General features: G+C 69.6%; 11 protein-coding genes. 5 read left to right on the top strand and 6 right to left on the bottom strand.

Features of this window, described 5'->3' with window-relative positions; translation table 11 throughout:
• Nucleotides 1-316: 316 nt before the first annotated feature.
• Entirely contained in the window at nucleotides 317-2068 is a 1752-nt protein-coding gene (murJ, locus tag ABZS40_RS14960) for a murein biosynthesis integral membrane protein MurJ (RefSeq protein WP_354943827.1), read from the bottom strand.
• Nucleotides 2069-2194: 126 nt separating this feature from the next.
• On the opposite strand from murJ, the gene ABZS40_RS14965 reads away from it, so the two are divergent.
• Complete coding sequence (locus ABZS40_RS14965; protein ID WP_354943828.1) at nucleotides 2195-3655, top strand: CCA tRNA nucleotidyltransferase; 1461 nt, start codon at nucleotides 2195-2197, stop codon at nucleotides 3653-3655.
• Nucleotides 3656-3849: 194 nt separating this feature from the next.
• Here the strand turns inward: ABZS40_RS14965 and ABZS40_RS14970 are convergent, their stop codons facing one another.
• Together ABZS40_RS14970 and ABZS40_RS14975 are read right to left on the bottom strand one after the other, a co-directional pair.
• Nucleotides 3850-5367, bottom strand: a complete 1518-nt coding sequence (locus ABZS40_RS14970) for an SPFH domain-containing protein (RefSeq protein WP_354943829.1) — start codon at nucleotides 5365-5367, stop codon at nucleotides 3850-3852.
• Between the two features lie 28 nt (nucleotides 5368-5395).
• Nucleotides 5396-5935: a hypothetical protein gene (locus ABZS40_RS14975; protein ID WP_238681658.1), complete on the bottom strand. Its 540-nt coding sequence runs from the start codon at nucleotides 5933-5935 to the stop codon at nucleotides 5396-5398.
• A 115-nt stretch (nucleotides 5936-6050) separates the two neighbouring features.
• On the opposite strand from ABZS40_RS14975, the gene ABZS40_RS14980 reads away from it, so the two are divergent.
• Nucleotides 6051-6530, top strand: coding sequence for a methylated-DNA--[protein]-cysteine S-methyltransferase (locus ABZS40_RS14980; RefSeq protein WP_354943830.1), 480 nt, complete (start codon nucleotides 6051-6053; stop codon nucleotides 6528-6530).
• A 71-nt stretch (nucleotides 6531-6601) separates the two neighbouring features.
• On the opposite strand, the gene ABZS40_RS14985 is transcribed toward ABZS40_RS14980, so the two are convergent.
• Together ABZS40_RS14985 and ABZS40_RS14990 are read right to left on the bottom strand one after the other, a co-directional pair.
• Entirely contained in the window at nucleotides 6602-7681 is a 1080-nt protein-coding gene (locus ABZS40_RS14985) for an inositol-3-phosphate synthase (protein WP_354943831.1), read from the bottom strand.
• Nucleotides 7682-7704: 23 nt separating this feature from the next.
• On the bottom strand, nucleotides 7705-8343 hold the full coding sequence (locus tag ABZS40_RS14990) for a PadR family transcriptional regulator (RefSeq protein WP_030331823.1): 639 nt from the start codon (nucleotides 8341-8343) through the stop codon (nucleotides 7705-7707).
• Between the two features lie 175 nt (nucleotides 8344-8518).
• Between ABZS40_RS14990 and ABZS40_RS14995 the strand changes: the two genes are divergently transcribed.
• The gene (locus ABZS40_RS14995) at nucleotides 8519-8968 is read left to right on the top strand and encodes a DUF5318 domain-containing protein (RefSeq protein WP_030487681.1); all 450 of its coding nucleotides are present in this window, start codon (nucleotides 8519-8521) and stop codon (nucleotides 8966-8968) included.
• Nucleotides 8969-9107: 139 nt separating this feature from the next.
• Here ABZS40_RS14995 and ABZS40_RS15000 read toward each other — a convergent pair whose 3' ends face one another.
• Entirely contained in the window at nucleotides 9108-9803 is a 696-nt protein-coding gene (locus tag ABZS40_RS15000) for a hypothetical protein (protein ID WP_354943832.1), read from the bottom strand.
• 4 nt (nucleotides 9804-9807) lie between these two features.
• Between ABZS40_RS15000 and ABZS40_RS15005 the strand changes: the two genes are divergently transcribed.
• Together ABZS40_RS15005 and ABZS40_RS15010 are read left to right on the top strand one after the other, a co-directional pair.
• The gene (locus ABZS40_RS15005; RefSeq protein WP_354943833.1) at nucleotides 9808-12018 is read left to right on the top strand and encodes a transglycosylase domain-containing protein; all 2211 of its coding nucleotides are present in this window, start codon (nucleotides 9808-9810) and stop codon (nucleotides 12016-12018) included.
• 126 nt (nucleotides 12019-12144) lie between these two features.
• Nucleotides 12145-13653: a glycosyltransferase 87 family protein gene (locus ABZS40_RS15010; RefSeq protein ID WP_354943834.1), complete on the top strand. Its 1509-nt coding sequence runs from the start codon at nucleotides 12145-12147 to the stop codon at nucleotides 13651-13653.
• Nucleotides 13654-13663: the final 10 nt, after the last annotated feature.

Raw genomic sequence — 13663 nt, forward strand, 5'->3', positions numbered from 1 at the left:
TACCTGGCGGGGTTCCGGCAGTCGAAGAACTCGTCCGGTTACGACCGTTGTCAGCCACGTTGCTGGCACATGTACTAGCTAATCTACGGCTTCACCGCAAGTGACCAACGCCGGGGCTGGGCTGGCGTGGCGCTCGCGCTGCCTCGTACGTTCCCACCGATCGGGTTGCCACCCTCAGCCGTACGGTTGGTTATCCACAGGCTGAAGCGGTGGTTGACCGGCGAATCGCGGAGTTGTCCACAGGCGCATCCCCAGCCTGGTGATCCGTAGTCACGGTCGGTATGAATACCAACTTGTTGTAATCAGTTGTTGGCGCTCAGCGACCGAGGCGGCGGCGAACCATCCCGACCACCTCGGTGATCTCGCCGATCTTCAGCAGCATGGCCAGACCCAGGTAGGTCCCACCGATCACCACGCCGCCGATCACCAACTGGAAGATCGCCTCCAGGCGGCTCGGGGTGTCGTCGCCAGGTAGCAGCTTCACCACCAGAAGGCCGACCACTGCCGAACCCAGCGCCGCAACGGCCACCCTGCCGCCGGTCCGCATGATCTCGCCGAGGCCGATGCGACCGACGCGGGGACGGAGCAACCAGGCGGACGCGATTGCTGCCGCCAGGTAGGAGACCGCGTTGCCGATCATCATCCCGGCGCCGGCGAAGCTCGCCGAGAAGGCCACGAAGAGCACGATCTGCACGCCGACCCGCAGTGCCACGACAGGAATGTTGATCAGCGCGGGAGTGCGGGTGTCCGGCAGCGCGTAGAAGGCAAAGGTGAAGAGCTGGCTCACCGCGAACGGGACCAGCGCCAGCGCGGCGGCGAGCAACACGACGGAGGTGGCTGTGGCGTTCTCCTCGTTGAACGCGCCGAAGCGGAACAGCGTGAAAGCGATCGGGGTGGCAAGGACTGCATAGCAGACAGCGATCGGGGCGAGTACCGCCGTGACAGTGCGGGTGCCCCGCGACAGGTCGGCGGCGACGTCGGCGTACCGGCCGTCGGCGGCGGCCGCGCTCATCCGGGGCATGAGTGCCGTGATGATCGAGACGGCGATGATGCCGTGCGCGGTCATCAGCAGCAGGAAGACGTTGTTGTAGATCAGTGGGCCGGCAGCGTTCTCCTTGCCGGCCCGGTTCAACAGATTGAACAGCACGATCAGGCCGACCTGGCTCACCGCGACGTAACAGATCATCCACGCGCCGAGCCGGCCCAGCTCGCGCAGCCCGAGCGCGCGGAAGTCGAAGCGCAGCTTCCAGCGGAAGCCGACCTTGCGCAGCGCCGGCAGCAGGCCCATCGCCTGGATGGCGACGCCGAGCAGGGTGCCACCGCCAATCAGCAGGATCCGCCCGGTGGTCATGTCCCCTGGCCGGACGATCTCCGCGCCGAATATGGCGATGTAGAGGCCGGCGGTGCCGATCACCACGAGGTTGTTCAGGATCGGCGCCCACATCGGGGCGGCGAAGTGCCCCCGGGTGTTGAGCACCGCACTGATCAGCGCGCTCAGCCCGGAGAAGAAGATCATCGGCAGCATCAGGCGGGCCAGCCCGGTGACCAGCTTCGAATAGTCGTCGGTCGACTCACCGCTGCCGTAGAGCCAGGTCAGCGTCGAGGCGCCCGCGACAGCGAGCAGCGCCGCCACGCCGAGGGCAAGAACCGCCAGGGTCAACAGCCGCTGGGCGTACGCCTGGCCGCCGTCGGTGTCGACCTTGCGGCGGCGCACCAGCACCGGGATCAACACACTGGTGAGCACACCGCCGAGCAGGAACTCGTAGACCATGCCGGGCAGGATCTGCGCGGTGGTGTACGCGTCACCGACCAGCGCGCCACCGAGCGCCGCCGCGATCACCAGGTTGCGCAGGAAGCCGGTACCCCGGCTGACCAGGCTGCCGATCGCCATCACCGCGCTGTTGGCAGCCGCGCTCGCTTCGCCCACCTGCTCCTGCGGCGGCGCTGTCGACTCCATGGCCGGTTGGTTCAGCGGCTCGGCGGAGATGAAGGTGGCGCCGTCCCCGGGACGGACGTCAGGGCCGCCATCGTTCGCGGCGTTGGCGCTGCGGTAGAGCCCGCCGCTCATCTCCAGCCTCCCAGGGGTACGTCGAGTCGGACACCGACCCGCACGCCACAGACCATAGTCACCCCTCACCCGTTACCCGCGCCCGGCGGATCGGATCACACCCCGGCCCGATAAGCTGGCGATCCCATGTCCGAAGCCTCCGCACCTCACGCCGCCGACCGCCGCGAACTCACCGCCGCGCAGCGCAACGCCGTCGCCGAACTGCTCCGGGTGTCCCCGGTCGCCGACGAGTTGGGCCGTCGCTTCGTCCGCGCCGGTCACGAGTTGCACCTGGTGGGCGGTTCGGTGCGGGATGCCCTGCTCGGTCGACTCGGGGACGACCTCGACTTCTGCACCGACGCGCACCCCGATGAGACCCTGCGGATCATCAAGGGCTGGGCCGAGTCGATCTGGGAGACCGGTCGGGAGTTCGGCACCATCGGCGCTCAGCGCGACGGCCTCCGGCTGGAGATCACCACCTTCCGCGCGGAGTCGTACGACCAGGTCAGCCGCAACCCGGTGGTGGTGTACGGCACGAGCCTCGACGAGGACCTGAAGCGGCGCGACTTCACGATCAACGCGATGGCCGTCAGCCTGCCGGACCACCGGTTCACCGACCCGCACGGCGGGCTGGACGACCTCTCGGCCAAGGTGATCCGTACCCCGAGCACGCCCGCTGAGTCGTTCGGCGACGACCCGCTGCGGATGCTGCGGGCCGCACGGTTCGCCGCGCAGTTGCGTTTCGCCGTGCACCCGGCCGTGCACGTGGCGATGACCGAGATGGCCGCGGACCTGGACCGGATCACCGCCGAGCGGATCCGCGACGAGTTCACGAAGCTGCTCTGCGGCGCCGACCCGATCACCGGGCTGCGGCTGCTGGTCGACAGCGGGCTGGCCGAGCGGTTCCTGCCGGAGCTGACCGGGCTGAAGCTGGAGATCGACGAGCACGCCCAGCACAAGGACGTGTACGAGCACACGTTGACGGTCGTCGAGAACGCGGTCTCCTACGAGGAGGAGGGCTGCGACTTCATCCTGCGGATGGCCGCCCTCCTGCACGACGCGGGCAAGCCGGCGACGAAGGCGGTCGGGTCCGACGGCCGGGTCAGCTTCCACCACCACGAGGTGGTCGGAGCCCGGCTGACCAAGGCCCGGATGAAGGCGATGCGGTACCCGAAGGAGGTCACCGCGAAGGTGACCGCGCTGGTCGCGCTGCACCTGCGCTTCTACGGGTACGGGCGGGGCGAGTGGACCGACTCGGCGGTGCGCCGGTACGTCGCCGACGCCGGTGACCTGCTGCCCCGCCTGCACAAACTGACCCGCTCCGACTGCACGACCCGCAATCGGCGCAAGGCCGCCCAGCTCGCGGCGGACTACGACGCGCTGGAGGATCGGATCGCCCGGATCGCCGCCGAGGAGGACCTGGCACGGGTCCGACCCGACCTGGACGGCAACGCGATCATGGAGTTGCTCGGCGTACCGCCGGGGCCGGTGGTCGGGCGGGCGTGGAAGCACCTCAAGGAGCAGCGCCTCGAACACGGCCCGCTGGACCGCGACGCCGCCGAGGCGGAGCTGCTGCGCTGGGCCCGCGCCGAGGGTCTCATCGGTTAGTCCGCCGGCCGGGCTCGGCTTCATGGGCTCGGGCACGCCTTGGCGTCGCACCAGCCATTGAGGCATCCACCGGCTCGGGTGCCTGGGGTGACTGGGCGCGCGTCAATCCGATCGGTGTCGTGAACCGACGGCTCCCGTCACCTCTACCGGTGGCGGGAGCCGTCTTTCGATCCGGTCGACAGACCGCGGAGGCGTCAGCGGCCTTCGACGGCCTTTCCATCGACTGACGCGGCGCCGTTGCCGGCCGGGGTGGAGGCCGAGCCGAGCCGCGCCAGCAGGCCGGGCAGGTCGATCCCGGTGAGGTCACTGCCAAGTTGGAGGCCCTGGGCCACGTTGCCGGCCACCGACCTCGTCAGCGACGACGCGCCGTCGGTGGAGATCACCGTCATCTTGTCGATCGCCCCGATCGGCGCACTGGCCGCCTCCACGATCTGCGGCAGCACCTTGACCAGGAGGTCCAGCACGGCCGCCTCCCCGTACGCGGCGAACGCCTCGGCCTTGCGCGCCATCGCGTCCGCCTCGGCCTCACCCCTGGCCAGGATGGCCGCGGCCTCGGCCTGACCCTCCCGCTCTACCGCCTCGGCGATGGCGGAGCGCCGCCGCTGTTCGGCCTCACCCTCCTTGGCGCCCTCAATGGCGTTCGCCTCGGCGAGCGCGGCTCGCCGGGCCCGCTCGCCCTCACCGGTGAGGCGGGCCTGCTCGGCGGAGGCCTGCGCGGCGGCGATGACCGACTGGCGCTGCGCGTCGGCGTGCAGCACCGCCGCGTTGCGGGACGCCTCGGCCTCCTGCTCCACCTTGTACCGGGCCGCGTCGGCCGGCTTGCGAACCTCGGTGTCGAGTTGGCGCTGCTTGAGTTCGGCGTTGCGCTCGGCCACCTTCTGCTGTTCGGAGAGGATCGCCTGGTCCCGCTCCGCCTGGGCGAGCGGCCCGGCCGCCGCGGACTTCGCCTTCGCCGCGTCGATCTCGGCCTGGATGCCGGCCTGCTTGAGGGCCAGGTTGCGGTTCGCCTCGGCGATGGCCTCCTCGGCGAGCAGCCGCTCCTGCTCGGCCTGCTGCCGGGCCCGGGCCTCGGCGATCGCCGCGTCCTTGAGCACCCGGGCGGCCTCGGGGCGGCCCAGGTCCTGGAGGTAGGAACCTTCGGCGAGGATGTCCTGGAGCTGGAAGGTGTCCAGCACCAGGCCCTGGTTGGTCATCGAGTGCTCGGCCTCCTCGGCGACCGCGCTGGCGAACGCCGCCCGGTCCCGGATGACCTCCTCGACGGTGAGCCGGCCGACGATCGAGCGCAGCGCGCCGGCCAGCACCTCCCGGGTGAAGTTGTCGATCTCGTCCTGCTGGTGCAGGAACCGTTGGGCGGCGGCCCGGATCGCGTCCTCGGTGCCGCCGACCTTGACGATCGCTACGCCGTGCAGGTCGGCGCGGATGCCCTGCTTGCTGACGGCACCCCGGATGCCGACGTCGATCCGGCGGCTGGACAGGTCGAGCGACTGGAGCTTCTGCACCACCGGCAGGACGAACACCGAGGCACCCAGAACGACCTTCTGCCCGGAGTTGTCGGTGGACCGCCCTCCGTCGGCGGTCTGGGTGGTGCGGCCCTTGCGGCCGGTGACGATGAACGCCTCGTTCGGGCCGGCCACCTTGATCCGGGAGAGCACGAAGAGCACCAGGATGAGCGCGAGGAGGACCGCGCCGCCGATGGCGATGAGTAGGGCCATATGAGGAGTCCCGTCTATGAGGGGGAGGTCAGTAGGTCTCTACGTGCACGCTCGTCTCGCTGAGCGCCTGCACGACGAAGACCTGGGCGCCGATCGGGATCGGCTGGTCCGCGCGGGCGCTGAGCTTGACCGGTTGGCCGGCGAGGCGAATGCGGACCTCGCCGTACCCGTTGGCCGGCACCGGGGTGACGACCAGGCCGAGCGCGCCGACCAGGTCGTCGCGGGTGGGGGTGGGGTCGGTGCGCATGTTCCGCGCCGCCCGGCTCAGCCGGGACGCCAACCAGCCGGTGGGCACGGCCGCGAGCACGCCGCCGGCCACCGCCCCGACGACCATGCCAGGTGTACGCGCACCGAGCAGTTCGTTGACGATGGCCGCGCCGAACCCGAACGCCCCGGCGAAGCCGGCGACCGTCTCGACCGAGATCGGCCCGTCCACGTCGGCGTGCCCGAACTGAAGCAGCTCGGTGCCGAGCAGGGCGAGCGCGAGCACGCCGATGCCCGCCCCACCGATGATCAGAAAGATGAGCGTCCCCGTTGCCACGACCTTGACGGTATCGACGTCGCGCAACGCCGAACGGCCCGGCAGACGCAAAGATGATCTACCGATGCGGGCCGGGAGTGGCGCTCGGCCCGACGCTGGCGGCCGGGCCGGCGAGACAGTCCGCATCGGGGAGAATGGGTGCATGCGCTGGACTGTCCTCGACTCCCCGATCGGTCAGTTCTCCGTCGCCACCGACGGCACGAGCGTCTGCGGCGCGCATTTCGGCCGGGTCGAGGCGGCCGCCGAGGAGCCCGACCACGCGTTGTCCCGGCAGGCCGTCGACGAGCTGCGGGCGTACTTCGCCGGTGAGCTGACAGCGTTCACCGTTCCGGTGTCGGTGCCGCGCGGTTCCGACTTCGAGCGCGCCGTGTGGCGGGAGATGACAGGGATCCCGTACGGGGAGACGCTGACGTACGGCGAGGTGGCGCGCCTGGTCGGCGATCCCGGAGCGGCACGGGCGGTGGGAGTGGCCTGCAACCGTAACCCGGTCCCGGTGATCGTGCCCTGTCACCGGATCGTCGGCGCGGGCGGCAAGCTGGTCGGCTTCGGCGGGGGCCTGCCTCGCAAGGTCACGTTGCTGGAGTTGGAGGCCGGGGTCGCGCTGCAACGCGCCTGGTCCTGAGCCGTCCGCGGTGACGAAAGGGCCGGGTCCGCACGGACCCGGCCCTTCCACATGCTTGGCGAATCAGCGCGTCAGCGCGTGACCTCACCGGCGATGAACTCCTCGACGGCCTGGTGGGCGTCGTGGTCGGCGTACTGCACCGGCGGGGACTTCATGAAGTACGACGAGGCCGACAGGATCGGGCCGCCGATCTTCCGGTCCAGGGCGATCTTCGCGGCCCGGACCGCGTCGATGATGACGCCGGCCGAGTTCGGAGAGTCCCACACCTCGAGCTTGAGCTCGGCCATGAGCGGGGTGTCACCGAACGAGCGGCCCTCCAGGCGGATGTACGCCCACTTGCGGTCGTCCAGCCACGGCACGTGGTCCGACGGGCCGATGTGCACGTCGCTCTTGCTCATCTCGTGCGGAATCTGCGAGGTCACCGACTGGGTCTTCGAGATCTTCTTCGAGACCAGCCGCTTGCGCTCCAGCATGTTCATGAAGTCCATGTTGCCGCCGAAGTTGAGCTGGTACGTGCGCAGCAGCTCGACGCCGCGGTCCTCGAAGAGCTTCGCGAGGGCACGGTGCACGATGGTGGCGCCGACCTGGCTCTTGATGTCGTCGCCGACGATCGGCAGGCCCGCGTCCTCGAACTTCTTGGCCCACTCGGGGTCGGAGGCGATGAAGACCGGCAGGGCGTTGACGAACGCGCAGCCGGCGTCGATCGCGGCCTGGGCGTAGAACTTGGCGGCCTGCTCGGAGCCGACCGGCAGGTAGCAGACGACGACGTCGACCTGCGCGTCGCGCAGCGCCTGCGCCACGTCGACCGGGGTGGCGTCCGACTCCTCGACGATCTCGCGGTAGTACTGGCCCAGACCGTCGAAGGTCGGACCGCGCTGCACGCTGATGCCGGTCGGCGGCACGTCGCAGAGCTTGATGGTGTTGTTCTCGCTGGCGACGATCGCCTCCGCGAGGTCCATGCCCACCTTCTTGGCGTCCACGTCGAATGCCGCGACGAACTCCACGGCGTTGACGTGGTAGTCGCCGAAGGCGACGTGCATGAGACCCGGGACGCGGTCGTTCGGGTTGGCGTTCCGGTAGTACTCGACGCCCTGAACCAGGGACGAGGCGCAGTTACCCACACCGACGATGGCGACGCGGACGGAGCCCATAGCGTCTGCCTCCTTCTTTTCTGTCACGGCCGCTCATTCCTGGTCTCTCCAGGCGGAGGCGGGCTGTTGTCTTCTCGTCGGCCGCCGGCTGTCCCGATGTTCGGGACCGTCGGGGCTCGGCCGGAGCGCTCGTTGGCGATGAGCTCCTCCAGCCAGCGGACCTCGCGCTCACAGGCATCAAGGCCGTGGCGCTGCAGTTCCAGCGTGTAAGCGTCGAGGCGCTCGGCCGCCCGGCCCAGCACGTCACGAAGCCCTTCGCGACGTTCCTCGATCTTGCGGCGGCGACCCTCCAGAATGCGCAGTCGGGTCGCCTGGTCGGTCCGGGCGAAGAACGCGAAGTGCACCCCGAAGCCCGTGTCGTCATACGTCTCGGGCCCGGCCTGTGCGATCAGCTGGGCGAAGCGTTCCTTGCCTTCCGCGGTGATTTTGTAGACCACCCGACCTCGTCGGCTGGTCAGCGCGGGAACCTCCTCGGCAGTGGCGGGTGTCTCAGCAGCTTCGGTGATCCATCCCGCCGCCTGGAGCCTGCGTAGCGTGGGGTAGAGCGAGCCGTAGCTGATCGCCGCCCGGATGGCGCCGAGTTTGGCGGTCAGCTCCTTGCGCAGCTCATAGCCGTGCATCGGAGACTCCTGAAGGAGGCCGAGGATGGCGAACTCAAGCACTGGCCACCCTCTCTTTACCCTCCGGCGTGGAGTGGTAACCGCCGCGATGTATCGGACCGATACATCGCACGTTAGCGGGTCGCGCGGGCCAGGGCAAACCCCCGTTCCGAGATGCTGTCGTCACGGATTGTGAGCGTGGTCGCCTGCTCGGGTCGGACCGCGTACCCTTCTCCGCATGCGTACGCAGCGCCAGGTGGTCGACTACTCGCTTCAGAAGCGAGCAGTGCTGCGTGAGCTCCTGGCCGGCCGGGTCGGCACGTACGACGTCTGCGACGCGTCGCCGTACCTGAAGAACGCCGCTCGGTTCCACGGTGAGCCGACCGACCGGCGCTGCCCGATCTGCCGGAGCGAAAACCTGACCCTGGTCCACTACATTTACGGTGACGAACTCAAGCAGTCCGCCGGCCAGGCTCGGACACTGACCGAGTTGCCAGTACTGGCGATGACGCTGCGTGAGTTCCAGGTCTTCGTCGTGGAGGTGTGCCTCGGTTGTGACTGGAACCATCTCGTCGAGCAGTACCTGCTCGGCCGGGACGGTCTGACCGGCGACAGCGACGGCACCAGTGAGCAGGACGCGGCGGGCGCCGAAGGCGCCGGTCGGCGGAGGCGAGAGGCGCAACGGTGATCTCAGCTGGTTGGACGGGCCCCGGGGCCGCAGACGAAACCCGGGACGGCCGACCGCTTGTTGGCCCGATTGGCCCGATTGATACGGCAATGACCCCGGTCGGCCGGCACCCCCATGCCGGCGCCCCGGGTGAAGCAACTCACGGCAACCCGGTGGCGGCGCAGTCGCGCCCCACCGCGACCGGCAGGGTGTGAGGAATGAACTCGTACGGCGATCCCAGTTCTGCGCGCGGACGGACCCAGTACTCGGGTCCGGACGGTGACCCCGGACCGGGCGCGGACGACGCGTACCGCCGACCCGGCGGTGACTCCGGCGGGAGCGGCTGGTCCGCCTCGGAGGGCGGCGCGGCAACCCCAGGGCGGGCCTCGGTGACGCCGAGGGCCGCCGGTGGTCGCGCCACGGTCGGAGGCTCCGCCTCGGTGACGCCGCGCGGCGGCGCGGCCGCCGGGTCCGCCTCGGTGGGTTCCGCAGCTACCGGCCGGGCCGGTCGAGCCTCGGTGCCGGTGTCACCGGCACCGGGTGTGGCCGCTGGCCGCGCCGGCGCCGGTCGAGCCTCGGTGCCCGTCTCCCCGGCGCCGGGCGCGCCGGCGGGTCGGGCGACTGTCGGTGCCGCGGCCGTCGGTGCGGCCTCGGTCGGCACCGCCTCGGCGGGCCGGGCCAGCGTCGGCTCCGCGTCGGTCGGTGGTCGTGCGGCGGTCGCCCGGGCGAGCGTCTCACCGGTTTCCGGTGGGCCGGGCGGCCCGGGGGGTCCCGGTGGGCCGGGTGGTCCGGGCGGTCCCGGTCGAGGCGGCCGTGGTCCGGGTGACTCCGGCGCGGCGCGGGCCAAGAAGCGCAAGCGGATGAACCTGCTGATCGCCGGGTTCGCCGTCTTCATCATGCTCGCCGGCATCGGCGTGGTCGGGTTCACCTACTACTCGACAAACGTGGTCATGCCGAACGAGATGCCGCTGCCGCTGTCCACCACCGTGTACGCCAAGGACGGCAAGACGCAGCTCGCCAAGCTGGGCAGTGAGAACCGCAGCTTCGTGACCATCCAGCAGATCCCGCAGCACGTGCAGGATGCTGTCGCCGCGGCGGAGGACCGGAACTTCTACCGGCACTCGGGCGTCGACTACAAGGGCATCGTCCGGGCCGCATGGAACAACGTCTCCAACGGCGACAAACAGGGCGCCTCGACGATCACCCAGCAGTACGCCCGCAACGCGTTCGAGAACCTCAAGGACGACACGTACGGCCGGAAGGTGAAGGAGGCGATCCTCGCCTCCAAGCTGAACGACAAGTACGACAAGCCGACGATCATGCAGCACTACCTGAACGTCATCTACTTCGGTCGTGGCGCGTACGGCATCGAGGCGGCGGCACAGACCTACTTCGGCAAGCCGGCCATCAAGCTCACCCCCGCCGAGGGAGCAGTGCTGGCCGCAGTGATCAAGCAGCCGCAGCCGAGCAAGACCCACAGGGGGTTCGACCCGGGGGTCAACCCGACTGATGCCAGGTCGCGGTGGGACTACGTGATCGGCGGCATGAAGAAGGAGGGCTGGCTGGACTCCCCCAACCACCCCGCGGCGCCCACCGAGTACCCCAAGGTGCTGCCGATCAAGAAGGACGGCGTCGGCTTCGGCGTCGACAGCCCGCGCGGCAACGTCATCAACTACGTCCGGCAAGAGATGGACGAGATGGGCCTCTGCTCCGACAGCGGTGCGGAGGGCAAGACGAGCTGCGTCGACGCGCTGCGCGATGGCGGCTACCGGATCACCACCACCATCGACCCGAAGCTCCAGGCCGCCGCGGAGAACACCGCGATGCAGTCGAAGAAGGGTTCCGAGCTCAACGACCAGCCGAAGAACCTGATGGCGGCGGTGGTCTCGATCGACCCGTCGAAGGGCCGCGTGCTCGCCTACTACGGCGGTGACAGCGGCGCCGACTTCGACTACGCCGGCAAGAACACCGACAAGAACGGCGACCTGACCGGTGGGCACCAGCCGGGCTCGTCGATGAAGGTGTACACCCTGGCGGCCGCGATCGAGGCTGGCATCTCGGTCAAGTCGCACTGGGACCCCACGCCGTACAAGCCCGAGGGCTCCAGGGACACGATCGGCAACGCCGGCCGCACCAACCTCAAGTGCGGCAAATACTGCACCCTCGAAGAGTCGACGGTCCAGTCGTACAACGTTCCCTTCTACTGGGTCGCCGACACCATCGGCGCCGACAAGGTCGTCGACATGGCCCGGAAGGCAGGCGTGACCACCATGTGGGGCGTCGACCCGCCGCAGGCCTTCGACCTGTCGAAGAAGGGGGCGAAACCGTTCGACAACTACACCGGTTTCGGCAAGTACCCGATCACCGTGTTCGACCACGCCAACGCCATGGCCACGTTCGCCAATGACGGCAAGTACATCAAGGCGCACTTCGTCGTCAAGATCGAACAGCAGGACAAGGACACCGGTAAGTGGAAGGTGGTCGGCAGCGAGCGCATCAAGCCGGAGCAGCGGATCCCCAAGAAGATCACCGACGAGGTCACGGGTGTCCTGAAGCAGATCCCCCGCCCCAACAACATCTCGCTGGAAGACGGCCGCCAGGCCGCCGCCAAGACCGGCACCTGGGAGTACGACAACAAGGACAACTCGCACGCCTGGACGGTCGGCTACACCCCGCAGAACGCCACAGCGGTGTGGGTGGGCAGCCGGGATCCGCGGAAGCCGCAGATCAAGCTCGCCAGCGGTAAGGACATCGGCGGTTCGACGCTCCCCGGCCCGATCTGGGAGAAGTACATGAACACCGCCCTCAAGGGCCAGGAGGAGATCCCCCTGCCCAGCGTCACCGGCGAGGGGGACGTCACGAAGGGCAACGGCAAGGAGCCGCCGCCGCCGCCGACCAACCCGGGGGGCCAGGGCCCTCCCTGTAACCCGCTGATCGATCTGCTCTGCAACCCCGGCGGCAACAACCCCGGCGGCAACCCTGGGGGCAATCCCGGCGGTAATCCGGGCGGTGGCGGCACAGGTGGTGGTGGCGGCGGGCAGTTGCCCAGCCTGCCACCCAACCGCGACTGACCCGCACCAGCGAACGACGCCGCCGCCGGCCGGACGACAGGTCCCGGCCGGCGGCGGCGTTTTCGTACCCGGAACTCCGTGCCGGGACGGGACGGGCACCCCTGTCGTACGGCAGGATGCCTCTTCATGAGCACCCAGTCGACGCCCGGCATCGACGACGCCGGAACCACCGATCACCCGTCCCGCTCCGACGGGTTCGTCCGCGGCGTCTCCAGCGTCATCGGCGGGCCGCTGGGCGACCACGCGACAGCGCTTAACCGGCCGGCCGGTCGGGAGCGTCGCTTCTGGACGGCCGTGCGGGTCGTGCTGGCGATGGTGTGCCTCACGCTTGCGCTGCACTGGGTGCAGAAATCGCCCTGCCAGGACGGCGCCTGGCAGAACAACGTCCAGTACACCCGGTTCTGCTACACCGACGTCCTCGCCCTCTACTACGCCGAAGGGCTCAACGAGGGCAAGGTGCCCTACCGAGACCACCCCGTCGAGTACCCGGTCCTGACTGGCTACTTCATGGGGGCGCTGGGCCTGCCGGTGCACGCCATCGGTGACGGCGACCCGAGCATCAACCAGGGCCAGTGGTTCTACAACCTCAACGCGCTGGTGCTGGGCGCGCTCGCGGTGGCCACGGTGGCGGTGATCCTGGCGTTGCGCCGCCGACGACCCTGGGACGCGGCGATGTTCGCACTCGCCCCGGCGTTGGTGCTCACCGCCACCGTCAACTGGGACCTGCTCGCCATCGGGCTGGCCGCCCTCGGCCTGCTGGCCTGGGCCCGAAAACGACCGGCGGTGGCCGGCGTGCTGCTCGGGTTGGCCGGCGCGGCGAAGCTCTGGCCACTCTTCCTGCTCGGGCCGATCCTCATCCTGGCGCTACGGGCCGACCGGGTTCGTGCCGCGCTCGTCGCCATCGGGACGGCGATCGCCGCCGTGGTGCTGGTGAACCTGCCGGCGGCCCGCGCGTACCCGGAGAACTGGGACCGGTTCTTCGAGCTGAACACCACCCGGCCGATCGACTGGGGCACGCTCTGGTACATCGGGCGCTACCTGGACGGCAAGGTCGGCAACGACCCGGCCAACCTCGGCCCGTTCGAGTGGCTCAACGCCAACATCCCGACCCTCAACACCCTCTCGTACGCGCTGTTCGGGCTGGCCTGCCTCGGCATCGCCGTGCTGGCGCTGAGGGCGCCGCGCCGACCGCGGCTCGGTCAGCTCGCCTTCCTGGTGGTCGCCGCGTTCCTCATCTTCAGCAAGGTCTGGTCACAGCAGTTCGTCCTGTGGCTGCTCCCGCTGGTGGTGCTGGCCCGGCCGAAGTGGGGCGCGTTCCTGGCCTGGCAGATCGCCGAGGTCTGCTACTTCGTCGCCTTCTACGGGGAGCTGCTCGGCGCGGCAACCAGCCGTCCGGTCTTCCCGGAGGGGGTGTTCGTGCTGGCCTCGACGCTGCGACTGGCCACTGTGGTGGTGCTCTGCGTCTTCGTCGTCAAGGAGATCCTGCACCCCGAGCAGGACGCGGTGCGGGCCACCTACCCGGACGACCCGGACGGTGGAGTTCTCGACGGCGCCCCGGACGCCCCCTGGATAGACCGCTGGCGCCGCCCCACGACGACCAGCGAACAAGCACCCGTACCGGTGCCCACGACCTGACCATAAGGTC

It is taken from the genome of Micromonospora sp. NPDC005324, from assembly GCF_040607155.1.
Lineage (GTDB): Bacteria > Actinomycetota > Actinomycetes > Mycobacteriales > Micromonosporaceae > Micromonospora > Micromonospora trifolii.